Raw genomic sequence first — 25033 nt, 5'->3', positions numbered from 1 at the left:
GGCACGACTTCAGGGCCTACTACGGCTGCTGCTACGACGAGGTCGGCACCGCCGAGGCGTACGACCTCGTGAGGACGCTGCCCGACGGCTCGCTCACCGTGGCGGCCCTCCACCCGGAGCGCAGCTGGACCCGAGAGCAGCACCTGGCGGCGGACATCGTGGACAGCGTCTACGCGGCGGCGACCGCGCTGTGCGGCGGCAAGGCATCGGAAGCCCCGAGGGTGCCCCGCCCGCGGGACGTGGCCGCCGCCGGCGCCGCGGCAGAGCGCGCGGCATCGGTCCGCGCCCGCATCGAGAACACCGAGTGGGTGGAGGTGACGGATGGCTGAGATCGGACGCGCGGACCTGCTGATCGTCCCCAGGTTCGACAACCTTACCAAGTCGGTCGAGTCCGCGCTCGGCAAGTGCGAGGGGCAGGCGAGCAAGTCCGGCTCCAGCCTCGGCAAGAGCACGGGCTCCGGGTTCGGGAAGGGGCTGGCCGGCTCCGGCGCGATGATAGGCGCCTTCTCGACGCTCACGTCGAAGGCCATGGACTCCATCTCGTCCCATGTCGGGTCGGCGATCAGCCGCTTCGACACGCTCAACAACTACCCGAAGGTCATGCAGTCCCTCGGGTACTCAGCTGATTCCGCCAACGCGTCGATCGGCAAGATGTCCGACCGCCTGTCGACCCTGCCCACCAGGCTCGACGACATGGTCTCGGTCGTCCAGGGCATCACCGCCACGGTCGGGGACCTCGACAAGGCCACCGACGTCGGCCTCGCGCTCAACGACATGCTCATCGCCTCGGGCAGCTCGACCCAGCTGTGCTCGGCGGCGATGGAGCAGTTCCGCCAGATCCTCTCCAAGGGCAAGCCCGAGATGGAGGACTGGCGCTCGCTGACGACGGCCGCGCCGGGCCAGATGGACCAGCTGGCGAAATCCATGCTCGGCCCCACGGCAAACGCCAACGACCTGTACGCAGCGCTCGGCGGCGGGGGCAAGGACCCGACCATCACGCTCGACCAGCTCATGGACAAGATGGTCGAGCTCGACACGCAGGGCGGCGCGAGCTTCGCGTCCTTCAGGGACCAGGCCGAGACCGCCGCCGGCGGCGTCCAGACGAGCGTCCAGAACATGTCGAACGCCGTGACAAAGGGCGTCACCGGCACGCTCGAGTCGATCGGCAGGAACAACATCGCCGGGGTGCTCGACGACGCGAAGGGCGCCGTGAACGGCTTCTTCAAGGTCGTCAACGGCGGCGTCTCGGCGTCGATGCCGATGGTCAAGCAGCTCTACGGCGGGTTCAAGAGCCTGGCGCCCGAGATCGTCTCGGGGGCGGCGGGCATCGCGGCGTGGCAGAAGGCGGTGCCAGTCCTCTCCGGCGTCGCGAGCGGCGTGGGCAAGGCAACCGAGGCGTTCAAGCTCGCCCGCGGAGGCGCCGGCACGTTCGCCGAGGCGCTCGAGGCGGTGGGCGTCGGCTTCAACCCGGTCGCAATCGGCTGCACCGTCGCGGCCGCCGGCATCGGCATACTCATCGAGAAGCAGGTCGAGTGGCAGGCCCGCACGGACGCCCTGAACAAGGCCACGACTGGCCTGGTCGACGCGGCCTCAAACACCGTGGCGCTCGAGTCCTACGCCGGCAGGGTCGAGAATGTAGGCAAGAAGTCCTCATTCTCGGCGATGTCCGTCGACGAGCTCGCAGAATCGATCGGCAAGCACGTCGACGCCATGAACGAGAACACGAGGGCGGCCGAGTCGCAGATCGCGCAGCTCAACACCGCGCAGCAGATCATCGACAACTACGCCGGCAAGACCGACCTGTCCACCGACGCACAGGGCAGGCTCACATGGGCGCTGCAGCTGCTCAACGACCAGCTCGGGCTCAACATCTCGGCGCAGGACGTGGCGAACGGGAAGTACGTCGACGCGGACGGCAACGTCAAGAACCTCAAGCAGTCCATCGACGAGCTCGTCGCCTCCAAGAAGAAGGACGCCGAGGTGAGTGCCCTCACGGCGAACCTCACCGAGGCGTACCAGGCCCAGTCCGAGGCGGCCGACACGCTCGCCTCCAAGACGAAGCCCTACCAGGACCGCCTCAAGGAGCTGGCGAAGAGCTACCCGGAGCTCTCAAAGGGAGAGCTCGAGGCGCTCGCCTGCACCGAGAAGGTCGGCAGGGAGTACAACGAGGCAAAGAAGCAGTTCGACTCCGCCTCGGAGAGCATCGACGTCCTCAACGGCAAGCTCGGCGACGCAAGCCTGACCACGCAGGAGGCCGGCAGCACCTTCGAGCACTTCGCCCAGGCGCAGCTCACGCTCTTCCAGGCGCAGCTCTCGGCCAACGGCGAGACCCTGTCCGCCGTCTCCGGATCGCTCACGCAGCTCGGTGTCGACACCGAGCAGCTGGCGAGCCTCAGCGACGATCAGCTCGCCAAGCTGGCGCAGGACTACGACGGCACCGCCCGCTCCATCGTCGACGACCTCGACGGGTGGGGCGTCTCGATGGACGAGGGCGCCGCCTCGACGGTCCGCGCGGCGAGCCAGATCCAGGCCGCGCTCGAGGACATGGGCGGCAAGCTCAAGAAGGCGTTCTCGAAGGAGAACATCGACTTCGGCGCGTTCTCGGACGCCTGCGCCGCCGCCGGCGTGTCGACCGAGACGCTCAACAGCATCGGCTCCGCCAACCTCGCCGCGCTCGCAAGCAACTTCAACGGCAACATCGACCAGATGGTGTGGGCCGTCCAGAACTACAACGCGCAGCCCATCGTCGACAAGAACGGCAACGTTACCGTCAACCAGGCCCAGCTCATGGACGCCCAGGGCAACGTTTACACCTGGAACGGCTCGCAGCTGATGGACAAGAACGGCGTCGTCGACGTGAGCGTCGGCGACCTGCGCGACGCCCAGGGCAACCTCGTGACTTGGAACGGCACGGCTCTCCAGTCCAAGAGCGCCAAGACAAAGGTCGACAAGAAGGAAGTCGACAGGGCGCAGACCTCGGTGGACAAGCTCAACGGCACCAAGCTCAAGAGCAAGGAGATGACCGCCAAGGCGAGCTACGGGACGCTGCCGAAGTGCCAGTCTGCGATGCAGGCGGTGATGAACGAGCCGTTCCACTCAAGGTCGGCGACGATCACCACGACCTACGTGACCGTCAACAGGACGCGCAACGAGAAGGCCGCAGGCGGCATACGGCACGCCGATGGCGGCATCCGCATGCACGCGCACGGAGCCATCGTCGACGCGCCGGTGACCGGCTACCCGCTCGACTGGGTGGGCGAGGACGGCGCCGAGGCAATCGTGCCGCTCACCAACCGAAAGTACTCGGAGCCGTTCGCGGCGACCATCGCCGAGCAGATGGCAAAGCTCGGGGGCCAGCGCGGCGACGTCTACAACATCTACCTCGACGGGTCGGCCCTCGAGGTCGACGAGCGCGTCGCGGAGGCGCTCAGGGCGCTGGTCTCCGAACTCAAGAGGACCGTCAGGACCGGAAGGGGGTAGCAGGTGGCATCAGCGCAGACGACCAGGGGAGGCGTGACGTACTACACCGTCAACCTCTCCACGTCCGTGTCGAACGTGAACGACACCACGGCCCGCATCTACTGGACCGCCACCGTCGACTTCGGAGACTGGTACTACTACGGCGTGCGCCTGCACGTCAAGGTCGGCGGCGTCTGGCGCGCGTCGGGCGACGGCTACACGACCTCCTCCTGGAAGCGCGCCGTCACCGTCAGTGGGTACACCGACGCGGAGCGCAAGGACAACGACTACGACGTCTGGGTCGAGGCGTACACCGAGTCCGTGGCAGTCAACGGCTACGGCGGGGTCGGCGCGACGACCTCCTGCGGCGAGGGCGCCAGGATCGGCAAGGTCCCGGCATACGAGCCCGCGGCCCCGACCGACCTCAGGGTCACGCGCTCGACCGACGGGACAACCGAGCTCGAGTGGGTCAACCACCCGGACGACGATGCTAGGAAGTACTACGACGGCATCAACGTCTACCGCCATACCAACGGCGGCGACACCGAGAACCCCTACAACAGCGTCACGATCTCCAACTGGCGCGACACGTCGACATCGGCAAACAATTACTACGACTACGACGTAAGGGCGCGCTGGCGAGGCGGCACGTCGGAGAGAACGAGCTCCGTGCGCGTCTACAAGACGCCCTCCCCACCGGCATCGGTCTCGCTATCGCGCTCCGGCGACGGCGAGGTCTCGCTGGTCGTCAGGGGTCCCGATATCCCGTTCTGGATTAGCGGCTTCGATGTCCGCGCGACCTCCGACTGCGGCAGGACCTACAAGCCCCGCGCCCTTACCGCCGACAGACAGGAGCCGGGCGTCTGGACCATGACCGACCCGTCTGCCGTGGCGGGAGAGAAGGTCGTCTACGAGGTCCGCACCTACCGCGAGGAGCCCGTGGCGGGCGCGGGGGACACCGTCTTCTCCGCGTGGACGGCATCCAACGCAGTGGCGACGATCTGCCCGCCGTACGCGCCCGCCGTCTCCGGGGTCGACCCCGCCTACCCGACTGGGTCGACGGCGACCATCGGCTGGACGCGGAACCACCCCGACGGGACAGCCCAGACGGCGGCGCAGATTGAGCTGGTCGGGCCCGATGGCAAGACCGTCCCGCACCACATCACCGGGCCCGCGTCGACGACATCCCTGAGCCTGTCCGCGAAGGGCACCTACCGGCTACGCGTCCGCACCAAGGGCGCCGACCCCTCATGGGGAGCGTGGTCGGAGTACGCGGTGTTCAGGGTCGCCGACCCGCCGCAGGCGTTCTTCACGACCCCCGCGGAGGACGGCGAGGCCGTCGTCGAGCTCCCGCTGCGCGCCGCCTGGGCCGCTGTCGACGAGACCGGCATCACCTACCAGCGCCTGAGGCTGCTGCGCGGCGGCTCCGCGGTCATCGACACATCGGTCGCCGCGGGCGCGCGGTCGCACGAGATCGCCTCCGGCCTGGAGAACAGGTCCGCGTACGTCCTCGAGCTCACCGTCCGCGGCGGCTCGAGCCTGTCCACGACCGTCACCCGCTCGTTCTCGACCGACTGGCTCGTGCCCGCCACGCCCATCGTCAACGTCTCCTACAGCGACGCGCTCGCAGCCGTCGTCACGGTGCGCGACGGCATCTCGGAGTTCTCCGTCAGGGACCACAAGCTGCGCGGCCCCATGGCCATGACGCCCGAGGGCAACATCCGCATCAGGGGCGGCATGTCCATAAAGGGGACGCGCGCAACCGTCCACAGCCTCCCGCCGTGCGCCTCGTTCGATATCGAGCGCGTACTCGCGGACGGCTCGAGGCTCCTGCTCGCGAGCGGCCTCAAGTCCGGGCAGAGCGTCATCGACCGCCTGCCGCCGCTCAACGTCGGGTTCTCCTACGTCGCGCGCGGCTACGCGGCCTCCGGAACCACCTCGACGACCGAGGTGGGGACCGTGTGCCCGTGCGACGGGTTCGCCCTCAACTTCGGGCCGGACGCCTCCGAGGTCGTCGTGGGCGACAGGAACATGGGCGGCCCGCCGCAGTACTCGGCGAGCCCCGAGCGCGAGCGCGACCAGTTCCACTTCGTCGGCGGCGGCCTGCCCATGGGGTTCGAGAGCGGCAACCTCTCGATGAAGGAGTCGATGGAGTTCACGATCGAGGAGGACGACTACCTGCGCGTCCGCGGCCTGTTCGGCCGCTACGGAAGCGCCTGGGTGCGACCCCATCTGGGCGACCGCGGCTTCGCCGCCGTCACGGGGACGCTCACCAGGTGCGCGCCCGAGGACTACAGGGTGTCCGTATCGACGAAGAGGGAGCGATGGAGGGAGCCCAACGGTGTCGGATGATATCTGGCTCGCGTCGTTCAGGACCTCCTACCGGTACGCCCGCGTTTCGCGGTCGACCGGCCTGGAGACCGGCGCCATCGAGTGCTTCACCGGCGGGAGCATCAGCCGCAACCAGGACACGGACACCTATGAGTCCGCATCGCTGGACTACGTCGGCAGGCTCGACATGGGCAACGACTTCGTGCGCATCTACCTCGACGCGGAGGACCCGATCTCGGGCGCGTCGCGCACCGTGTGCCTGGGGACCTTCGAGTGCTCGACGCCGTCCCGCACGGTGAGCGGCGAGGTGGCGACCGGCATCGCGACGCTCTACGGCAGACTCCACGACCTCGCGAAGGACGACTTCGACGAGCCGTACACCGTGCCAGCCGGCGCAAACGCGGTCTCCGCGGCCAAGGCGATCGCGGAGGGGTGCGGGCTCGAGGTGGTCGCGGAGCCGAGCGACTACACGCTGTCGACGGCATGGGTCTTCGGGATCGCCGCCACGGCGGACACGCCGGACAACAAGCTGGGCGCGGTCAATAGGCTGCTCTCCGCTGCAGGATTCAGGAGCGCGTCGACCGACGCCTACGGGCGCGTGCTGTTCAGGCGTTACCTGGAACCGGCGGCGAGGCCGATCGACCACACCTTCTCAGAGGGCGAGGACTGCCGGGTGCTTCCCGACCTCACCGACGAGCAGGACGACTTCGACGCGGTGAACGTGGTGCACGTCGACTTCGCTACCCAGGGCGAGAGCGTCAGGGGAACGGCCTCGGACGACAGCCCGCAGAGCGAGTGGTCGACCGTCTCCACGGGCCGCCGCATCGTGAAGCGGTACCAGTACAGCGACCTCCCGTCAGGGGAGAGCGTCATCGCCGGCGGCTCCTACCCGCTCGCCGGAGACGGCACCCACGACAGCGCGACCTTCAGGTGCAGTGGCGGCGGGGGGACCATCGAGACCGTCGGCGTTTCCGGGTGCCCGATCGGCGGCATCAGCCAGGCGATCCGCATCACGAAGGGGTCGGGCTCCGGTGAGATCGGCATCGCCCAGGACAAGATATTCCTCAAGAAGGGCCAGCCGTACACCGAGTCCGTTTACCTCTACGCGTCGCAGAGGGTGCAGGTGAGGGTCCAGCCAATCTGGCGCGAGGACGACGGGGGAGAGACCGCGACGGTCGCCATCGGGCCAGGCTGGACGAGGCTGTCGCTCACGGCCACCCCGGCCAAGTCCGAGGAATACAGCGCGGGCTACATCTACCTTGCCGCTAGCGCGCCGACCGGATCGTACATCGACGTAGCGCAGGTCAAGGTCGAGGAGGGCGTTGTGGCAACGCAGTTCGCGGTCGAGGCTGCGAACGAGAAGGCGGCGAGCCTGCTCGCCACCGAGTGCTCGGTCATCCGCCGCCCGATCATCACGGCGATCTTCAACCCGTCGGCGGACGTCTACTCGGCGTGCGCCATCAGGCTGCCGTCTGTCGGGATCGAGCTCGCCCGCGCCTGCATCCGGAAGATGGACCTCGAGCTCTCGATGGGATGCCCCATGAGGATCGAGCTCCGCATGTACATGAGGGGTGATGCCTCGTGAGCGCCATGCCGTCCCTGGCCGCGGACCTTGCCGATATCGTCGCCGGCCCTTCGGCGCCCGGCGTCTCGATCGCCTACGGCACCGTCGTCGCGGCGGACTCCAGGACCGTCGACGTGCGCATCGGGGGCTCGGTTGTCGCCGGCATCTGCATGACGACGTCCTGTCGGGGCGCGGCGCCCGGTCAGCGCGCCATCCTCATCGGGTCGCCGCCGCTCTGGACGGCGATCGGGATCATCGCTTGATTATCGTGCGGGCGCAGGCCCGCGGAAGGGAATCCGCATGGCCAACAACAGCGACGGGTCCGCCGTCTACGAGGTGAAGATCGGGGAGGACGACTATATCGACGGCCTCGACGTGACGGAGAGCGACGGTAGCATCACCACCTACCTGTTCCGCCCGGCAAACTACGACGAAGTCGAGGCGGCGCGAAAGAGGGCCGAGAGCGCCGCGTCGCTGGCGAGCAGCGCCGCAGGCACCGCAAAGACCCAGGCATATGACGCCAAAGTCGCCGCCGGAGCTGCCAGAACGGCCGCCGCGAAGTGCTCGACTGCCACCGAGAACGCCAACGCCGCCGTTCAGAAGGCGAATGCCGCGAACGATACCGCAAGCGCCTCGACTGCGCTGGCGAGCAATGCGGCCGCCGCGGCCAACGGCGCGGCGTCTCATGCCGAGGCCGCCGCGAACCAGGCGCTGCAGATCGCGAGCTCGGTGGCGCAGGGCGCCGGCGGCGAATCCGATATCGCGGAGCTGCGCCGTCAGAACGGCCAGCTCGCGACGATGCTCGCCGACGCGACGGGGAAGTTCATCTACATGGACGGGACCGTCTACTGCCCGGCATCCAAGGCGTCGGTGTCCGGCGACACGGTGTCGTTCGGCGGCACGTGCTCGGTCTCGGGCAGCACGGTAACCCTTGCCTAAGGAGGATAAATGGCAAATGCAAAGACACTGGTCGTCGGCGGCCAGTCGCTCAACGTCATCGACGATACCGCGCGCAGCAACGCGCAGACGGCGCTCAACAACGCCGAGTACAACCGCCAGGGCCAAATCGGCAAGTACGGCGGGCAGAACATCGCCACCATCCTGGCGGGAGAGATCGGCAGCGGCAGCGTGTACGACGCGCTGCACAAGCGAGCGGCGGCCGGCAACTTCGCGGGCCTTCGCGTGGGCGACTACCTGGACGTGCCCCTCGTGAGCGCATCCGCCGTCGCCGCCCAGCAGTCCGTGCGTTTCCTTTTGGCCCACATCGACCCGTACCTGTACTGCGGCGACAACAGCAAGGGGCACCACGTCGCGTTCGTGGCGTCCGCCCCCGTGGCCGTGGCAAAATCCGTGACAGGCGTGGCAAACGACAGCTTCCTGATGTGGAACACCACCAACACGAACCAGGGCACCGCCGACCAGAAATGCCCCTACCCCAACAGCAACCTCAAGGCGTGGGAGACGGCCTTCGAGGCCTGCCTGCCCGAGGGGCTGACCAAGTACCTGCTGACCCAGCGCGTCCTGCTGGAGGAGCGTTACAGCGCCAGCGGCGCGCTCAACGACTCCAACTCGTGGAGCTGGCAGGATATCGGCAAGGTGTTCTCGCTGTCGGAGATGGAGGTGTACGGCTGCCCCGTGTGGGGGACGAAAGGCTACAGCGTGGGCTTCGACTGCCAGTTTGACCTGTTCCGAGACACGGCGCACCGAGTCAACGGAAATCGGTGCCACTGGTGGCTGCGTTCCGTCGTGGGTGGCTCGTCGTCCGGCGTGTGCTACGTCAGCAGCGGCGGCATTGCCCGCTACGACTCCGCGACGTACGTCTGGGTTCGCCCCCGCCCCGGCTTCCTCGTCGGCTAGCCAGCCGAGTGCTCTATACTCTGCTTCTAGGCGACCGCCTCGCGCGGTCGCCTCCTGCCCGCGAAGCGGGCCGGGTTTTTCGCCAGTTTCCCCAGGAGGTGCACGTGAGCGGCGTCTACCAGCGCAACCGCGAGGTGTCCGAGTACAAGTTCTTCACGCAGGCCATCGCCATCCGCGTGGAGGTCAATAAGCTGATGGCGTCCTCCTCGGTAGTGCCCAAGGCCTACAGGCTGCTGAACGCGGTGCCGACCGTGGAGACGGCGCGCGGCATCGTGTACAACATCAACCGCGCCGACTGCTTCTACCCCAACAGCTCGTTCAACGCGCTGGAGAGGAAACGCTACCTGACGCTGGCCATAGCGGACTGCGAGCAGCTTATGCTGGACATGCAGTGCCTCATGGATATCGGCCTGCCCGTGAACGCCAACCGCTTCGAGGAGCTGGCGGCCATGGTCGAGGAGGAGATCAGGCTGCTGAAGGGCGCGCGCAAGAACGTGCGCGTCACCGGCAAGAAGTCCACCGAGGAGCGCATAGCCGAGGCCGAGGCCGAGCTAGAGCGCCTGCGTTCGCTATAATGGACGGCGGTCCCGCCTTGTATATCGGTACAACTGGTGGCTGCGTTCCGTCATGGGTGGCTCGTCGTCCAACGTGTGCTACGTCAACAACAACGGCAATGCCAACTACAACTCCGCGACGAACGTCTGGGTTCGCCCCCGCCCCGGATTCCCTTATTGCCAGACCGAGTAGGCCCCAGAGCCGAAAGCAGAGCGCGAAGAGGAAGGAAGGCGCGACCGTCGGGCATGCGCCCGTAAATACGCACCCCGCGAGGGTGGCCGGACGCTGCTTGCATGGCGCGGCGCTCCGTGGCTTCGCCGCGTTTCATGGCCATACCTCAAGCGGCTGCCAGAGCCACATTGCAAGCCGCGCGGGGTGCCTCCTGTGAACTCCGAGCAAAGGCGGGCGGCGCGCCGCAAGCGCCGCGAGGAGAGGCGCGCGCGGGCCAAGGCCGAGCGCGTCAAGGCGTGCACGCTTGATACCGTGGCCGACCTCAACAGCCTGTGCAAGGCATCGAAGCAGGCGGCGGGCGGCGTGATGTGGAAGTCCTCCACGCAGCGTTATATGAAGGACTATCTGCGAAACGCGGTCAAATCGAGGAACGACCTTCTGGAGGGCCGCGACATATGCCGGGGCTTCATCCGCTTCGACCTGTGGGAGCGCGGCAAGCTGCGCCACATCAGCGCCGTGCACTTCCCAGAGCGAGTGATTCAGAAGTCGCTTTCTCAGAACGCCCTCGTACCCGCGATAGTCCCGACACTCATAACGGCCAACTCCGCCAACATAAAGGGGCGCGGCACCGACTACGCCCTGAAGCTGCTCAAGCGCCACCTGGCCGATCACTGGAGGCGGCACGGCCGCGAGGGCTACATCCTCCTGGGCGACTTCTCCGACTACTTCGCGCGCATAGCGCACCAACCCGTCAAAGACCAGGTGGCCTCCGCGCTGCTAGATCCGCGCGTGGTCGCCTTGGAGCACCGCCTGATAGACGCGCAGGGCGATGTGGGCCTGGGGCTGGGCAGCGAGCCGAACCAGATATGCGCCGTGGCCCACCCCAACCGCATCGACCACTATGTGACGGAGATGCTGCGCCCCGAGTCTTACGGGCGCTATATGGACGACTTCTACCTGATCCACGAGAGCAAGGAGTACCTGCAGGTGTGCCTGCTGCTGATAGGGCGCAAGTGCGCCGAGCTGGGCATAGAGCTGAACCCGCGCAAGACCCGCGTGGTGAAGCTGTCGCGCGGCTTCACGTGGCTGAAGAAGCGCATCTTCTACACGGAGACGGGCCGCATAGTCGTGAAGCCGTGCCGCGACTCCATCACGCGCGAGCGCCGCAAGCTGAAGAAGATGGCCCGCATGGTCGCCGATGGCGTCATGACCCCCGAGCAGGTTGAGCGGAGCTACCAGAGCTGGCGCGGCGGCATGAAGCGGCTGGACGCGCACCGCAGCGTTTTGGCCATGGACGCGCTGTACCACAGCCTGTTCGAAAATCTCGCGCGGGAGGGGGGTGCTCAATGCAGGCCAACCCGAGGGACGATTCAAGCGGAGGCAAGCCCTCGCAATAGCGGAGAACCGGCAACTCAAAGCAGCGGCCTAAGCGAAGCGGCCGCGAAATAACAGAAGCATCGAAGGCGTGCCGCGGCGCGCCTTCTTTCTTTGCGCCCATCGAAGCGGCCCGGCAATCTCACGGCGCCAATACGATGGCGACACATTCCCCGACAAGAGAGGAGTCCGCATGGACACTGAGGAAGACATGCCGCGCCCCAACGAGCTTCAAGACGGCACCATGGCCGAGGTCAACGCCCTGCGCGATCTGCTGTCGCAGATCGGCGACCCCGACGCGGCGCACGACGCGGGCGTTATCGACGATGACGAGTACGTTGAGCGGAAGGCGCGAAAGCTCGCCTACACCGCGGCCGTCGCCGCCTACGGAAAGGGTGAGGCCCCGGACGTGGACAAGCTGCTTGAGCAGATGCGCGAGAAGGTCGCCGAGCCCAGCCAAACCGAGACCAACACGGCAAACATCGACTACCTGATGATGACGGTCGGGGGTGAACAGTAATGGCGGTACGCGTCAAGGCTGCAACCACGGCGGCGCACTCGAAGAACTATGACAAGGTGAGGCGCTACTACGAGCGCGGCCTCTGGACCAAGGCCATGGTGCATCGAGCCGTGGACTGCAAGTGGATCACATGCGACGAATATGAGGAGATCGTCGGAGAAGAGTACGCGGAGGAGGTTTAGGGTGCCGGTGCTGAGCATCGGGGAGGCAACGTCGGTCCTCTCGGCCGCCGTTGTGATTGTCACGTTCTTCATCGGGCGCGTCTCCGTATCCAAAACATCGTCTGCCAAGGAGCAGCGGACCGAAGACAAGCTCGACAGCCTTTGCGGCGACACGAGCGAGATCAAGGACGGCGTCAAGGAGATCAACCGCAAGCTCGACGACCACGGCGAGCGCCTCACGAAAGTCGAGCAACAGGTCATCACCTTGTTCAGCCGGCTCGACCGCGTCGAGAAGAATTACGACTTGCATCACGGTATCGGCGGGTCAGATTAGGAGCTGAAAAATGAAAATCAACTGGGCCCTTCGCTTCAAGAATAAGCAGACGCTCGCGGCATTGGCCGCCACCGTAATCAGCGCAGCCTATCAGGTGCTCGGAATCCTCGGAGTCGTGGCGCCTATCTCCCAGGGGTCGCTCATCCAGCTCGTCGGAATCATCCTGACCGTTCTCGCCGGCTTCGGCGTGATCGTCGATCCGACCACCAAGGGCGCGTCGGACTCGAAGCGTGCCATGTCGTACAGCGAGCCCCATGCCGCATATGACGCCAAGGCGGTTGAGTAGGCCATGGCCATCACACAGCGCGAGGCCTTCGCGCAGGTCATGGAACACCTCGTCTCCCATGATGGGGGCGGCGGTCACGGATACTCGCAGGCCAACCGCATGGGGGACGGAACGACCGAGACGATTTGTCTGTCCGACGGCACCACCGTCACTATTGCCGGTGGCGATCGCGACTGTTCCTCGGCCGTAGTGACCGCCCTCCGCGCGGTCGGCGTCAATACCTTCGGAGCCTCGTATACCGGAAACATGCGGGAGCAGCTGCTCAAGACGGGCCTATTCGGCTGGCGTAAGATGGGCGTCAAGTCCGCCCAGCGTGGAGACATCTACCTCAACGAGAAGTGCCACACCGCCGTGTGCGTCTCTCCCTATGGATCAGCTCGCGGCGACCTCTTGGCTCAATTCTCCATTTCTGAAAAGGGGACCGTCACCGGCACCAAGGGCGACCAGACCGGGCGCGAGTCCAACATCAAGGCGTACTACAGCTACCCATGGGACGGCACGCTCTACTGGCTTGGCGACGGAAAGACGCTAAACGGGTCCAATACCGAAGTCGCGGACAATACGGTCCCGAGCCTCGGAGACACGCGATATTTCGGCCCGAAGATGGCCAAGGAGCTGCAACGCCAGCTCGGCACGACTGCCGATGGCGTGATCTCCGGTCAATGGCCGGCGAATGAGCGATACCTTTGGGCATGCGACCGCGGCGTAATCGAGTACGTCAAGGGCGGGGTTGGCTCGAATGCCGTCCGCGCCCTGCAGGACAAGGTCGGATGCAAAGTCTATCCCGTGGTCGGCGGTGTTCAGGCGCGACAGATGGGTTCGGGAACGGTCTTCAAACACCAGCAGTGGCTCATCGCTCAAGGTATCTCGTGCGGATCATCGGGTGCGGACGGATACCAGGGCCGCGATACCAACGTCGCCATTGGCCAAGCGCTCGTCAAGCAACTCTATCGATAGGTGTGCATATGAATCCATTTGATATCTGTTTTATTGTCGGCGCTGCTGCAGGACTGCTGACCGGTCTTCTCGGATGGGCAATCGTGCGCGTCGGCAGCCAAAAAGACTCTAGAAATTGATAGATGCAGCCCCTCCCCGGCAACTGCCGGGGAGGGGCTTTATGCATTGCCGGATATCCGTCAATATCCGTTCTGCAATGCAGTTTCAGTGCGGTGAGAGCGTGTGGAAACATAACTACCTGCGATTTTGCTGCTACAAGGCACGCCATAACATCACGTTCAAGACTCTTAATCCCAAGGTCCAGGGTTCGACCCCCTGACGGCCCACCCAAAGCATGTTAAAGCGACTGGCTTAGGCTGGTCGCTTTTTTGTTAACCTCGCATGGGGTCGAACCCGTCGGGGCGCGGAGCTGAGGAAATGCGTAAGCATTTGCCAGCGCAGCGCGCAAGGCGCAAAGCGCCGCAGCGACCGCCTGCGCAGCAGGCTGACCCCCTGACGGCCCACCCAAAGATTGTTAAAGCGACTGGCTCAGGCTGGTCGTTTTTTGTTGACCTCGCATGGGGTCGAACCCGAAAGGGCACAGCCGCTTTCACAGATCGAGCCTACCCTGGGGATCGGTAAAACCGTCAGTACCCTCCTTGAGTTTCTTCTCGTCTGTCTTCACGCGACGCTCGAGCTTTTTTGTATCCTCGGCAGGCGGTAGGTTCTCGGGGACAATTCCGCGGTCGATGAGGCTGCCACGCACGCTTGTGTTGTTCTCGACGTGCTCTTGCTTGATCTGGTCCAGGCCGTACAGGTCGTGTTCCTCGGCGTTGAAGGCCGTCATCGAGTTCGTAAGGTCCTTTGCTTTGATGAGGACATCGGCTAACCTGTCCGCCAATGCCGCTCTCTTGGGTACGCCGAGCTGCTGCTTCATTTCCGCCGTGCTTCTGCCGCCGAATAACGCTTCATCGCCCTTCGACTTGATGATCGCGAATCCTTTGGAGTCCACGCCGCGTTTGAACGCAATACCCGAGAGCTGTTTCTCTGAATCGGATAGCGAGTGGCGCGCCTGCAAGCGCTGAATCTCTGCGAAGCGCTGCTCTATGAGCTCCTGACGGCGTGTCTGCACGGCGAAGTACGCCTGTGCGAGTGCGATTTCGGGCTTGTTTGGGTCTCCGTTTTGGGCGATTAAATAGCATGCGTAGCGCGTCAGCTTGTAGTCTTTTACGGCTCGTTTGGCGATGCCGGCATCTACCATTTTGCTGGCCTCAGCAAAATGGGCGGCAACAGGCATTTTATTGGTGTCACACGATGCCATGGATCTCTTAACTGCAGTCTCAAAATTACGCCATTGGGTGTATCCGAGGGGTTCCATTAAATCGCGTGCGAGCCAATACTCAACGCCGTCTTCTACATGGGCGTAGCTGTCAAGTTCGACACGCCATTTCTCGATATCCCTGCTGTCCATATCTCTTCCTTTCTGTTCGTTTGTCTACGTGGACTATGTCGACTCCGTATTCAGAATGAGTATATTTGGCCGCGCGGACACGAATGGGCCCTGTGTCGCTTTGAGCTCACGGGACCCATTAATATCGAGAAGTTGTGTTCTGCTCTGGAGGGGTGCTCGGCTTAGTCCGCTCGATAGTGCGAACCCAGGCTTTCGGTCCGCTTGCGCATGGCTTTGACCATTTCCTGTGCCAGCTGAATCTGCGATTGCAGGCGGGCGAGGGCTGCGACTTCGCTGTCCTGGGCTTTCTGTGTGCTCAAGGTCGTTGCCTCCGTCTTCAAGCCCTCAAGCTCGTGTAGTGCCTCGGATAGGCCTGTTTCGGTCCTGTTGATCATGCAAAAGGTGCTCATCGTGTGCCTAAGGCTGTGTGTCAGGCGTTCGGCATCTGTTGTGGCAATGCCGTACTGGGGGAGGGTGATATCCGCCTTCAGGGCCGCCTCAGGCTCTTTCTGCGCTGTGAGGGCTGCCGATGCGCCCGCGATACGTCCGAATACGATGCCGTTGGCGCTTGATAAGCCACCAATGCGGTCGGCGCCGTGCATGCCGCCTGTCGCCTCGCCGCAAGCGTAGAGGCCCTCAACGCCCGTGTGCGCGGTCTTATCGATCTTGATGCCGCCGTTAGCGGCGTGGGCATACATCGCAACGCGCATCTCGTCAGTCGGGGCGATGCCGTGCTCGTCTTGCAGCCAGGTGGCAAAGGTCTGCACAAACTCTGGGACATCCTCGCGGGGGAAGTCGTAGTGGAGTGCCAGGCCTTCGACACCTGCCTGATCGATGACGAGATCGATAGCGCGGGAGGCCAAGCGTGACGTGAAGGGACCATATCCAGAGCGCTGCTCGAGCAGGTCGTTCAGCTTGTCGTCGGCAATATCTACCGGCTGGTCTACATGCACGTAGCGCCAGGTTTTCTCGTTGAAGACCAAGTTACGCCTGGGCTCGATGAAGCCGGGCATCATCTGCATGAACTCTATATTAGTAAGTGTTGCGCCGTGCGCCAGTGCGATGGCCTGCGAGGAGCTGAGCACATCAGCCGACGTAAGGCTGCGCTCGAACAGGCCGCCTGTGCCACCGGCTGCGATGATCGTGGCCTTGGCAGCAAAGGGCACGATTCGATTTTCGGTAAGGTCGTAGAGTACGGTTCCGGTTATTCTGCCGTTCGTGTCCTCAACAAGGTCGATAAGCTCATGGCGGGGGAGTAGGCGAATGCCGAGCGACTCGATCCAGGTCGTCAGAGCGTCCTCAAGGGGCTTGCGGGTGAGGCCGCGCCACATGCGCGTCTTGCGGTCAAAGCAGGGGATAAATTGCTTTTGTTGAGCACTCTTGGCGCTTTGCGGACGCTGGAGCTCAACGCCCAGGTCTTGCTCGAGCCAGTCAATCGCTTGGGGAATGCCGTGGACGAACGTTTGGACGAGTTCGGGGTCGGCGACACCGCCGCCGACGGTCTGGATGGTGTCGATGAGGTCCTGCTCGTCGTCTTCGTCGACGGGACCGATGAGGCCGAGGCCCCAGGTACCCGGGAAGAAGCTCGATCCACTCATGGTCTTGCCGGCGCTTGCCACAGTGACGGTTGCACCCGTGCGTGCCGCTTCGATGGCGGCACAAAGGCCCGCAATGCCAGATCCAATTACCAGTACATCAGTCGATTCCATCGGATTCCTTTCTCGTCCGGCGCATTGTCGCACGGGTGATCGGCAATGGGGCCGCAAAGACCCGTCAAATCGGTAAAGGGCAAATATGGCAGGTGGGCGTCATGGACGCTCTGACGCTCCATCTCTTCACATCTCGTATTTCGCCCCAGCTGATATATCGGCATTAGATACCCTGCGCCAGCGCAAACAAAAAGAGCCGCTACCTCGAAAGGTAGCGGCTCCAAAGCTCAACTATCTGAGCATCGCGCGGGCGCGATTAGGCCTTGAGGGCCTCTTCGACGGCGACAGCGCAGGCGACGGTGGCACCGACCATGGGGTTGTTGCCCATGCCGATGAGACCCATCATGTCGACGTGCGCAGGCACGGAGGAAGAACCGGCGAACTGGGCGTCGGAGTGCATGCGGCCCATGGTGTCGGTCATGCCGTAAGAGGCAGGGCCGGCGCCCATGTTGTCCGGGTGCAGGGTACGGCCAGTGCCGCCACCAGAAGCGACGGAGAAGTACTTCTTGCCAGCCTCGAGGCGCTCCTTCTTGTAGGTGCCAGCGACGGGGTGCTGGAAGCGCGTGGGGTTGGTGGAGTTACCGGTGATCGAGATGTCGACGTTCTCGTGCCACATGATGGCAACGCCCTCGCGGACGTCGTCGGCGCCGTAGCAGTTGACGGCGGCGCGGGGACCATCGGAGTAGGGGATGGTCTCGACGACCTTGAGCTCGCCCGTGAAGTAGTCGAACTGGGTCTTCACGTAGGTGAAGCCGTTGATGCGGGCGATGATCTGAGCAGCGTCCTTGCCCAGACCGTTGAGGATGACGCGCAGCGGCTTCTTGCGAGCCTTGTTGGCGTTCAGAGCCAGGCCGATAGCACCCTCAGCGGCAGCGAAGGACTCGTGACCGGCCAGGAAGGCGAAGCACTCGGTGTCGTCGGAGAGCAGCATAGCGCCCAGGTTGCCGTGGCCCAGACCGACCTTGCGGTCCTCGGCGACGGAGCCGGGAACGGTGAAGGCCTGGATGCCCTCGCCGATGATGGCGGCAGCCTCAGAAGCGGACTTGGCGCCACGCTTGACAGCGAGAGCGCAACCGAGGGTGTAGGCCCACTCGGCGTTCTGGAAGGCGATGGACTGGGTGTTGTTGACGATCTCACGCGGGTTGAAGCCCTTGTCGGTGCAGATCTGCAGAGCTTCCTCGAGGGAGGCGATGCCGTTGTCGGCGAGGCACTTGTTGATCTTGTCAGCGCGGCGCTCGTAACCTTCGAACGTAACAGTCATAGTTATTTCCCTCCCTTTCTACTCGTGAACCGGGAACACGCTGGCGACGGAGTGAGTCTCCTCGTCGGTGCGCGGGTCGATGTACTTGGCAGCGTTCTCCCACTGACCATAGTGGCCCATAGCGCCAGCGATGGCCTCCTCGGGGGTCTTGCCGGCCTTGACGGCGTCGGTGAACTTGCCGAGGTTCAGGAACTCGAATGCGATGATCTCGTTCTTGTCGTTGAGAGCCATGCGGGTGACGTAGCCCTGAGCGAGCTCGAGGTAACGAGCGCCCTTGGCCTTGGTGCCGAACATGGTGCCGACCTGAGAGCGAAGGCCCTTGCCGAGGTCGTCGAGGGAGGCGCCCACGGGCAGGCCGCCCTCGGAGAACGCGGTCTGGCTGCGGCCGTAAACGATCTGCAGGAAGATCTCGCGCATAGCAACGTTGATGGCGTCGCAGACGAGGTCGGTGTTGAGGGCCTCGAGGATGGTCTTACCGGGAAGGATCTCGGAAGCCATGGCGGCAGAGTGGGTCATACCCGAGCAGCCGATGGTCTCAACGAGGGCCTCCTCGATGATGCCGTCCTTGACGTTCAGCGTGAGCTTGCAGGCGCCCTGCTGAGGTGCGCACCAACCCACACCGTGCGTAAGACCGGAGATGTCGGAAATCTCCTTAGCCTGGACCCACTTGCCCTCCTCAGGGATGGGTGCGGGGCCGTGGTATGCACCCTTGGCAACGGGGCACATGTTCTCCACTTCCTGTGAGTACTGCATGCCTCTCCTCTCTATCGTGTTGGCGTCCCGTCTGGGGGTCGTGGCTGGCGATTGCCGGGCGACCCTTCGAAAGGGACATGACATGCAGCCCCTATAATACCGCGAAATGCACGGAATATTCGGCGAACGGCTCAGTTTTCGTAGCGGGAAGTCCGGAAGTTTTAATTGAAACGGTTTAACTCTATGTTCTGTGGTCGTGAACTTCCGTAGAGGGGGTCCTTCTTGGGCAAGCTTTTGGTCAGCTCTTGTAAGCGTTGCAGGGGTTGACCTGTTGCAACGGTGCCGTTCGCCGCCTGATTACTGCCTTTGGCCGCGCGAGTGTATTGTTTTGCGTGAATGTTTTGATGGCACGCTTCAATCGTGCTGTATTGGATGGCAAGCAGATCCCGGCGAAAGGAACGCCATGCAGCGCGTTTGGAGAACGGTTACCGGCTTTTACCATGTCTGTGCCCGCGGTACGGGCAAGCAGCTCATCTTTGAGGGCGATGAGGACCGGTGGGAGTTCTTGGAGCTGATGCGTGAGTGCTGCCGCAAGGCGGGCGTGACGGTTATCGCCTGGTGCCTTATGGGCAATCACGTGCGTCTGGTGCTTGCAGATTACGAGGACGCGATGAGCGCGGCGATGCACCGGCTGCTTTTGACGTACGCGCGGCGGTTCAATAAACGCACGGGGCGCACGGGCCATCTGTTCCAGAACCGTTTTGACCGGCGCTCGCTCGATACCGACTGGCAGGTGATGGAGGCTATTCGCTCCGTACACGCCGATCCGCAGGAGGTGGGCATCGGTCTCATTGAGCGTTATCCCTGGAGCAGCTTTGCGGAACATCTACGCTCTTACGACTGTGATGCGGCCGATGCCGCGAGGGGATTTTCTGATCCTTCTTGCGTGCTTGAACTTTTTGGTTCTGCCGAGGGCTTTATTGCCTATTCGCTTTCGACGCCCGACGGCAGCGAGCCAGCGCTGTGCGATATGAAAGAGACAGAGTGGGAACGCAATGCCTTTGCCGGCAAGTTGGCAAAGAGTCTCGGGGTTCCGCTCAACGGGGTTAAAACTGCACCGCCGGCGCAGCGCGATACTGTTATTGTTGGATTGAACAATGCCGGCTTTACGGTGCGCCAGATTGAGCGGTATACCGGGATTGGCAAAAGTACCGTCTCTCGTATCGTGCGCGCCCGCGCGCGAACGGCGATGCGGGCTGGCGGAAACGTGATGTAAGGTCGCCTTTTCACCGCAGCTGGGGTCGTCCATACGCCGCAACCAGCGTTCAAAAGCTTGGTGAGGTAACTGCACTTCTTAATATGCATAGAACAATCGCCATCTTGCATAAAATAACGGCTCAGTCCGGGTTTGCCCGTGCCTACCCCCGTCTGCGCCGTGCAAAAAACGGAGTTTTCAGCATCGTGGTGCTGTCGGCACCGACGCAATCTTGCAACATGCGGACCCCGAAGCTATTGATCCCTGCCGTTGCGCCCCCGAAGCACGTGTCTGCGTCCCGTCAGACCGCGATGCTTGTTCTAAACACAATATATATGCGCCTGAAGATGTTGATTAACGCTTTCGATGCGTATACACACAGCTTGGCGTGCTGAATACTCGCAAAAATGCACGCCGCTCCCTATGGGACCCGTCTGCGGCAGGCGCGAAGCGAGTCGGAGCTTCGCAGAACGGGGCTTGGCGCATTGCTTGGCGGGCCCGGGGCCCTGCCGCAGGCCTTTGGTGCTGTGGAAAACGCCCGTGTTCGCGTCTGGCTGTGTGGCAAATGTCAGACGGGGCGCCGGACGCGCGGACTTTGTGCCACCGCGCTCATTAGGTAAAAACAGAGCCGCCCGTATCGGGCGGCTCGGCAATTAAAACCCTTGGATTCGGGGCATAAGCTACTGGTTTGTTTGCCCCTCGAGCATGCCGTCGAGGGTGCGCCAGGCGAGCTCGGCGCATTTGACGCGGGCGGGCATGTGCGAGATGTCCTGGAGCTGGGCGGCTTCGTCCAGGTCTTCCAGGTCGTCCTCGGAGAGCTTCTCGCCGCGGATCATGGCGAGGAAGAGTCCCGCCAAGCGACGCGCCTCCTCGACGGTCTCGCCGGTGATGAGGTCGGCCATGATGTCGGCGCTGGCCTGGCTTATGGCGCAGCCGTGCCCGGTAAACGAGGCTTCCTCGATTACATCGTTCTCGACACGCAGCTGCAAGGTGAGCTCGTCTCCGCAGCTGGGGTTGATACCGTCGTGCTCGTGCGTGGGAGCATCCATCTCGTACTTATAGTCGGGGTGCGAGTTGTGCTCCATAAACGTGGTGGAGGTGTACAGATTACCCATTGAACGTGCTCCAAACGTGATGCAGGCCGGCGACGAACTTGTCGATGTCGGCCTTGTCGTTGTAGAAGGCCACGCTGGCGCGGCAGCAGGCAAGGTTCTCGACGCCCAGCCAGGTGAGCAGCGGCTGCGCGCAGTGGTGGCCGGCGCGGATGCAGACGCCGTCCATGTCCATGATGCTCGCGACGTCGTGCGGGTGAATTCCCTTGACGTTAAAGCTCACAACGCCGTGGTGGTTGTCCCAGTAGATGGAACCGATGATTTGGACAAAGTCGAGCTGCATGAGCTCGCCCATCAGATAGTGGACGAGTGCCTGCTCGCGGGCCTGGATGTTCTCGTAACCCACGGTGTTGACCAGGTAGTCGAGTGCCGCACCCGTGGCGAAGATGCCGGCGGCGTCCTGCGTGCCGGCCTCGAATTTCTCGGGAACGGGCGCCCAGACGGCGTCCTGCTCGGTGACCGAATCGATCATCTCACCGCCGGTAAGCACTGGCGGCATGGCGTTGAGCAGGTCCATCTTGCCCCACAGCACGCCGATGCCCATGGGGCCCATGGCCTTGTGCGCGCTAAAGGCAAAGAAGTCGGCGCCCAGGTCGGCCACATCGACCGGCATGTGCGGCAGCGACTGCGCACCGTCGACGACCAGGTAGCCGCCGTACTTGTGCACGAGCTTGCCGAGGTTCTTGACTGGGTTCTCGACGCCCAACACGTTGGAGACCTGTCCCACGGCCAGGATCTTGGTCTTGGGACCCACCTTGGCAAGAACCTCCTCGGTGGTGAGCTGGCCGGTCTTGGTGGGGTAGAGGTAGACGAGCTTGGCGCCGGTCTTGCGGCAGACCTGCTGCCACGGGATTAGGTTGGAGTGGTGCTCCATGATGGTGATGACGACCTCGTCACCGGGCTCGAGCACCGTGGGTGCAAAGCTCTTGGCGACCAGGTTGAGCGACTCGCTCGTGTTGCGAGTGAAGACGACCTCGTTGGCCTGGGGAGCGCCGATGAGGTCGGCGATCTGCTGGCGGACCTTCGCGATGGCCTCAGTGGCCTCGACGGACAGCGAGTACAGGCCACGCAGGGGGTTGGCGTTCATGCGCTGATAGAAGTCGCGCTCGGCGTCGAGCACGCAGGCAGGGCGCTGCGCGGTGGCGGCACTATCGAGGAAGGCGATCTCGGGGTGCTGCTGGAACAGCGGGAACTGTGCCTTGTAGGGATTGGTCTCGATGTCGACGGTAGGCCAGCCGCGCGAGGCCTCGTCGCTGGCGTCGAGCTCCATAGGCTCCGGTGCGGTACAGGTATCGCATTTAACGTGCTCGGTGTCGATCATGCGAGCTCCTCTTCAAAGTTGTCGATCAGGTTGTTGCCCAGGCGGACGACGGCGGCGCGGGTGCGCTCGTCGGTGGCGGAAAGCGCGGCGTCCTCCAGCTTGGCGCGGATGAACAGGTCCTCGGCGGCATTTTGGTCAAGGCCGCGGCAGGCGAGGTAGAACAGCTGCTCGTCGCGGACGTGACCGATGGTGGCGCCGTGGTTGCCGGCGACGTCGTCCTCGTCGCAGAGGATGACGGGGACGGTTTTGTTGTCGACGCCCTTGTTGGCGAGCAGCACGGTCTCGCGCTCGGTGCCGGTTGCGCCCTTGCAGCCGTGCACGAGGTCGATGGTGCCGCGGTAGACCTTCTTGGACGTGCCAGTCAGCACGCCGTTGGCGTCGATCTCGCACTCGGTCTTACGACCGCGGTGGCGCAGCTCGTAGTTAAAGTCGTGCACCTGTTCGCGGGCGCCCAGGTAATCGGTATCGATGGTCACCTTGGCGGTGTCGCCCAGCAGGTCGCCGGCGAGGCCGGTGGCGCTGGCACCGGCACCCAGGACGGTGTGCTGCACGTTGACGCGCGCGCCCTCGTCTAGGAATAGACCGGTGTCATCGAGTGCGATCCAGCTGTCATCGAGCGTCTGCGTGCAGGTTACGTTGACGGTGGCGTACTCGTAAGCGCACACGCGTAGCACAGAGCCCACGACGCCCTGGCCGTTGACGGGGGAGTCCAGGGCTATGCGCAGATCGAGTGTTGCCTGCGGACGGGCGACGACGTCGATGGCGGCGATGGCCGCGGCTGCATCGACACCGCTCACGCGCACGGTAACCGTGGCGTGCTTGTATGCGGGCACGTCGATGACGATGCGCTTGGTAGCGTGCTCGGCCAAGTAGGCGTAGGCAGCCTCACCCATGCCGGTTTCGAAGGCCTCAGCAGGGGAGAGCTCTTCCTCGAGCTTAATGGCGCCGGCCTGGTAGACGGAGGTTGCGGGCACGTCGAGCTCGGTCTCGGGCGTGATGCGGGCGCGGTCGGCGGCATCACCGGGGGCGGAGGCACGGCGCTCGGGGAAGCGCTCGGCCATGGCGTCCATGGCGGCGTCGAACGCGTCTGCCACGCCGGTAAACTGCTCGTCCAAGGCCTCGACCTCAATGGTCTCGGTGGGAGCGGCGGCAAGCTCGTTAGAGAGCTCGAGCTTGGTCTGATTCATCTTCAGCCAGCCCCAAGTGGCAGCCGGCATCGCGTTGACCTGCTCGAGCGTGGTAGCAGCGGTGTTGGTTTCCTGTTTCATTATCCGATCGCTCCTTCCATCTCGAGCTTGATCAGGTTGTTCATCTCGACGGCGTACTCCAGCGGCAGCTCCTTGGAGACCGGGTTGGCAAAGCCGTTGACGATCATGGTACGGGCTTCTTCCTCCGAGATACCGCGGCTCATCAGGTAGAACACCTTATCGTCGCCGATGCGGCCGATGGTGGCCTCGTGGCCGATGTCGACGTTCTTGGCGCGGATGTCCATGGCCGGAATAGTGTCGGAGCGGCTTTGGTCGTCGAGCATCAGCGACTGACAGCTCACGGTTGCCTTGGAGCCCTCGGCCTTGGGCGTGGCAACGATAGAGCTGCGGAAGGTCTGGATACCGCCGCTCTTAGAGATGCCCTTGGTCTCGACGGTTGCCGAGGTATCGGGTGCGTTGAGCACGACCTTGCAGCCGGTATCGAGGTTCTGACCGGCGCCGGCAAAGGTGATGCCGGTAAAGCTCGACCGGGCGCGGCGGCCGTTGAGCACGCTCATGGGGTAGAGGTAGCCCACGTGGCTGCCGAAGGAGCCACTGATCCACTCGATGTCGCCGTCCTCGTCCACGCGCGCACGCTTGGTGTTGAGGTTGTACATGTTCTTGGACCAGTTCTCGATGGTCGAGTAGCGCAGGTGTGCGCGTTTGCCCACAAAAAGCTCCACAGCGCCGGCGTGGAGGTTGGCCACGTTGTACTTGGGCGCGGAGCAACCCTCGATAAAGTGCAGGTCGGCATCGTCCTCGACGATGATGAGCGTGTGCTCAAACTGACCGGCGCCCTTGGCGTTGAGGCGGAAGTAGCTCTGCAGCGGAAAATCGAGCTTGGTGCCCTTGGGCACGTAGACAAACGAGCCGCCCGACCACACGGCGCCGTGCAGGGCCGCAAACTTGTGGTCGGTGGGCGGGATGAGCGTCATAAACTTCTCGTGGATGAGCGGCTCCCACTGCGGGTCATGCAGGGCTTCCTCAATACCGGAGTAGACGATGCCCATCTTGGACGCCGTGTCCTGCATGTTGTGGTAGACGAGCTCGGAGTCGTACTGCGCGCCGACGCCCGCCAGGTAGCTGCGCTCGGCCTCGGGGATGCCCAGGCGCTCAAAGGTATTCTTGATGTCGTCGGGCACCGACTCCCAGTCGTGCTTTTGTTCGGTGTTGGGCTTGACGTAGGTGACGATGTTGTCCATGTCCAGGCCCTCGATGGAGGGGCCCCACGTCGGGTCGGGAAAACGGTTGAAGATCTCGAGGGACTTTAAGCGCAGGTCGAGCATCCACTGCGGCTCGTCCTTTTTGGCGCTAATCTCGCGCACGATGTCGGGCGTGATGCCGGCGTCGAGGCGCTCGAATCCCTCCTCGCCATAGGTGAAGTCGTAGAGGCTGCGGTCGATGTCCGCGACCTCGGTGCGGTTCTTGGTCATTGCG

General features: G+C 63.8%; 23 protein-coding genes and 1 pseudogene. 16 read left to right on the top strand and 8 right to left on the bottom strand.

What is annotated here, in order from left to right; all coding sequences use genetic code 11:
• The first annotated feature begins 68 nt into the window (after positions 1 to 68).
• From GXM19_RS03840 to GXM19_RS03775, 15 genes and pseudogenes are all read left to right on the top strand, one after another.
• The gene (locus tag GXM19_RS03840) at positions 69 to 329 is read left to right on the top strand and encodes a hypothetical protein (RefSeq protein ID WP_040359409.1); all 261 of its coding nucleotides are present in this window, start codon (positions 69 to 71) and stop codon (positions 327 to 329) included.
• Positions 322 to 3480: a tape measure protein gene (locus tag GXM19_RS03835; RefSeq protein WP_040359412.1), complete on the top strand. Its 3159-nt coding sequence runs from the start codon at positions 322 to 324 to the stop codon at positions 3478 to 3480. Before GXM19_RS03840 ends, GXM19_RS03835 begins: the two co-directional genes overlap by 8 nt.
• A 33-nt stretch (positions 3481 to 3513) precedes the next feature.
• On the top strand, positions 3514 to 5811 hold the full coding sequence (locus tag GXM19_RS03830; RefSeq protein WP_147293048.1) for a fibronectin type III domain-containing protein: 2298 nt from the start codon (positions 3514 to 3516) through the stop codon (positions 5809 to 5811).
• Positions 5801 to 7375: a phage head spike fiber domain-containing protein gene (locus tag GXM19_RS03825; RefSeq protein WP_040359418.1), complete on the top strand. Its 1575-nt coding sequence runs from the start codon at positions 5801 to 5803 to the stop codon at positions 7373 to 7375. The genes GXM19_RS03830 and GXM19_RS03825 overlap by 11 nt, the downstream gene beginning before the upstream one ends.
• On the top strand, positions 7372 to 7617 hold the full coding sequence (locus GXM19_RS03820; protein WP_040359421.1) for a hypothetical protein: 246 nt from the start codon (positions 7372 to 7374) through the stop codon (positions 7615 to 7617). Before GXM19_RS03825 ends, GXM19_RS03820 begins: the two co-directional genes overlap by 4 nt.
• Before the next feature lie 37 nt (positions 7618 to 7654).
• Positions 7655 to 8293: a hypothetical protein gene (locus GXM19_RS03815; RefSeq protein WP_006235540.1), complete on the top strand. Its 639-nt coding sequence runs from the start codon at positions 7655 to 7657 to the stop codon at positions 8291 to 8293.
• 9 nt (positions 8294 to 8302) lie between these two features.
• Positions 8303 to 9211, top strand: coding sequence for a DUF6273 domain-containing protein (locus tag GXM19_RS03810; protein WP_193684738.1), 909 nt, complete (start codon positions 8303 to 8305; stop codon positions 9209 to 9211).
• A 104-nt stretch (positions 9212 to 9315) separates the two neighbouring features.
• Positions 9316 to 9786 carry a hypothetical protein gene (locus GXM19_RS03805; RefSeq protein ID WP_040359424.1) on the top strand — a complete coding sequence of 157 codons (471 nt, stop codon included), beginning with the start codon at positions 9316 to 9318 and terminating at the stop codon, positions 9784 to 9786.
• 31 nt (positions 9787 to 9817) lie between these two features.
• Positions 9818 to 9958 (top strand): annotated as a pseudogene (locus GXM19_RS11280) (DUF6273 domain-containing protein); the annotation flags it as partial.
• Between the two features lie 192 nt (positions 9959 to 10150).
• Positions 10151 to 11386: an RNA-directed DNA polymerase gene (locus tag GXM19_RS03800; protein WP_115596203.1), complete on the top strand. Its 1236-nt coding sequence runs from the start codon at positions 10151 to 10153 to the stop codon at positions 11384 to 11386.
• Positions 11387 to 11504: 118 nt separating this feature from the next.
• Positions 11505 to 11831, top strand: coding sequence for a hypothetical protein (locus GXM19_RS03795; protein WP_006235545.1), 327 nt, complete (start codon positions 11505 to 11507; stop codon positions 11829 to 11831).
• On the top strand, positions 11831 to 12013 hold the full coding sequence (locus GXM19_RS03790; RefSeq protein WP_006235546.1) for an XkdX family protein: 183 nt from the start codon (positions 11831 to 11833) through the stop codon (positions 12011 to 12013). The genes GXM19_RS03795 and GXM19_RS03790 overlap by 1 nt, the downstream gene beginning before the upstream one ends.
• Before the next feature lies 1 nt (position 12014).
• Positions 12015 to 12326, top strand: coding sequence for a hypothetical protein (locus GXM19_RS03785; protein ID WP_040359427.1), 312 nt, complete (start codon positions 12015 to 12017; stop codon positions 12324 to 12326).
• Positions 12327 to 12336: 10 nt separating this feature from the next.
• Positions 12337 to 12612: a phage holin gene (locus GXM19_RS03780; protein WP_006235548.1), complete on the top strand. Its 276-nt coding sequence runs from the start codon at positions 12337 to 12339 to the stop codon at positions 12610 to 12612.
• 3 nt (positions 12613 to 12615) lie between these two features.
• Positions 12616 to 13569, top strand: coding sequence for an endolysin-like domain-containing protein (locus GXM19_RS03775; RefSeq protein WP_006235549.1), 954 nt, complete (start codon positions 12616 to 12618; stop codon positions 13567 to 13569).
• Between the two features lie 589 nt (positions 13570 to 14158).
• Here the strand turns inward: GXM19_RS03775 and dinD are convergent.
• The 4 genes from dinD to GXM19_RS03755 all read right to left on the bottom strand — a co-directional run bounded on the left by dinD (position 14159) and on the right by GXM19_RS03755 (position 18721).
• On the bottom strand, positions 14159 to 15019 hold the full coding sequence (dinD, locus tag GXM19_RS03770; RefSeq protein ID WP_006235551.1) for a DNA damage-inducible protein D: 861 nt from the start codon (positions 15017 to 15019) through the stop codon (positions 14159 to 14161).
• Positions 15020 to 15180: 161 nt separating this feature from the next.
• Entirely contained in the window at positions 15181 to 16707 is a 1527-nt protein-coding gene (locus tag GXM19_RS03765) for an FAD-dependent oxidoreductase (protein WP_006235552.1), read from the bottom strand.
• Positions 16708 to 16963: 256 nt separating this feature from the next.
• Complete coding sequence (locus tag GXM19_RS03760; protein WP_006235553.1) at positions 16964 to 17968, bottom strand: GGGtGRT protein; 1005 nt, start codon at positions 17966 to 17968, stop codon at positions 16964 to 16966.
• Positions 17969 to 17986: 18 nt separating this feature from the next.
• Complete coding sequence (locus GXM19_RS03755; RefSeq protein WP_006235554.1) at positions 17987 to 18721, bottom strand: iron-sulfur cluster assembly scaffold protein; 735 nt, start codon at positions 18719 to 18721, stop codon at positions 17987 to 17989.
• A 403-nt stretch (positions 18722 to 19124) separates the two neighbouring features.
• Between GXM19_RS03755 and GXM19_RS03750 the strand changes: the two genes are divergently transcribed.
• A complete protein-coding gene (locus tag GXM19_RS03750) occupies positions 19125 to 19937 on the top strand; it encodes a transposase (protein WP_006235555.1) in 813 nt (270 codons plus the stop codon).
• Positions 19938 to 20596: 659 nt separating this feature from the next.
• Here the strand turns inward: GXM19_RS03750 and sufU are convergent.
• Genes sufU through sufB form a run of 4 tightly spaced genes read right to left on the bottom strand, consistent with a single transcriptional unit; the run spans position 20597 to position 25029 of the window.
• The gene (gene sufU / locus GXM19_RS03745; RefSeq protein ID WP_006235557.1) at positions 20597 to 21031 is read right to left on the bottom strand and encodes a Fe-S cluster assembly sulfur transfer protein SufU; all 435 of its coding nucleotides are present in this window, start codon (positions 21029 to 21031) and stop codon (positions 20597 to 20599) included.
• On the bottom strand, positions 21024 to 22349 hold the full coding sequence (locus GXM19_RS03740; protein WP_006235558.1) for an aminotransferase class V-fold PLP-dependent enzyme: 1326 nt from the start codon (positions 22347 to 22349) through the stop codon (positions 21024 to 21026). Before GXM19_RS03740 ends, sufU begins: the two co-directional genes overlap by 8 nt.
• Entirely contained in the window at positions 22346 to 23617 is a 1272-nt protein-coding gene (locus GXM19_RS03735) for a SufB/SufD family protein (RefSeq protein ID WP_006235559.1), read from the bottom strand. Before GXM19_RS03735 ends, GXM19_RS03740 begins: the two co-directional genes overlap by 4 nt.
• Positions 23617 to 25029 carry a Fe-S cluster assembly protein SufB gene (gene sufB, locus GXM19_RS03730; protein ID WP_006235560.1) on the bottom strand — a complete coding sequence of 471 codons (1413 nt, stop codon included), beginning with the start codon at positions 25027 to 25029 and terminating at the stop codon, positions 23617 to 23619. Before sufB ends, GXM19_RS03735 begins: the two co-directional genes overlap by 1 nt.
• Positions 25030 to 25033: the final 4 nt, after the last annotated feature.

The sequence above is a fragment of the Collinsella aerofaciens ATCC 25986 genome, assembly GCF_010509075.1.
Lineage (GTDB): Bacteria > Actinomycetota > Coriobacteriia > Coriobacteriales > Coriobacteriaceae > Collinsella > Collinsella aerofaciens.
The sequence above is the reverse complement of the archived record's forward strand: the minus strand, read 5'-3'. Positions and strand labels throughout refer to the sequence as shown.

Coding starts and splice junctions, on each gene's coding strand:
- GXM19_RS03835 (WP_040359412.1), top strand. CDS start 322: ATGGCTGAGATCGGACGCGCGGACCTGCTGATCGTCCCCAGGTTCGAC.
- GXM19_RS03815 (WP_006235540.1), top strand. CDS start 7,655: ATGGCCAACAACAGCGACGGGTCCGCCGTCTACGAGGTGAAGATCGGG.
- GXM19_RS03810 (WP_193684738.1), top strand. CDS start 8,303: ATGGCAAATGCAAAGACACTGGTCGTCGGCGGCCAGTCGCTCAACGTC.
- GXM19_RS03795 (WP_006235545.1), top strand. CDS start 11,505: ATGGACACTGAGGAAGACATGCCGCGCCCCAACGAGCTTCAAGACGGC.
- GXM19_RS03790 (WP_006235546.1), top strand. CDS start 11,831: ATGGCGGTACGCGTCAAGGCTGCAACCACGGCGGCGCACTCGAAGAAC.
- GXM19_RS03780 (WP_006235548.1), top strand. CDS start 12,337: ATGAAAATCAACTGGGCCCTTCGCTTCAAGAATAAGCAGACGCTCGCG.
- GXM19_RS03775 (WP_006235549.1), top strand. CDS start 12,616: ATGGCCATCACACAGCGCGAGGCCTTCGCGCAGGTCATGGAACACCTC.
- dinD (WP_006235551.1), bottom strand. CDS start 15,019: ATGGACAGCAGGGATATCGAGAAATGGCGTGTCGAACTTGACAGCTAC.
- GXM19_RS03765 (WP_006235552.1), bottom strand. CDS start 16,707: ATGGAATCGACTGATGTACTGGTAATTGGATCTGGCATTGCGGGCCTT.
- GXM19_RS03760 (WP_006235553.1), bottom strand. CDS start 17,968: ATGACTGTTACGTTCGAAGGTTACGAGCGCCGCGCTGACAAGATCAAC.
- GXM19_RS03755 (WP_006235554.1), bottom strand. CDS start 18,721: ATGCAGTACTCACAGGAAGTGGAGAACATGTGCCCCGTTGCCAAGGGT.
- GXM19_RS03750 (WP_006235555.1), top strand. CDS start 19,125: ATGCAGCGCGTTTGGAGAACGGTTACCGGCTTTTACCATGTCTGTGCC.
- sufU (WP_006235557.1), bottom strand. CDS start 21,031: ATGGGTAATCTGTACACCTCCACCACGTTTATGGAGCACAACTCGCAC.
- GXM19_RS03740 (WP_006235558.1), bottom strand. CDS start 22,349: ATGATCGACACCGAGCACGTTAAATGCGATACCTGTACCGCACCGGAG.
- GXM19_RS03735 (WP_006235559.1), bottom strand. CDS start 23,617: ATGAAACAGGAAACCAACACCGCTGCTACCACGCTCGAGCAGGTCAAC.
- sufB (WP_006235560.1), bottom strand. CDS start 25,029: ATGACCAAGAACCGCACCGAGGTCGCGGACATCGACCGCAGCCTCTAC.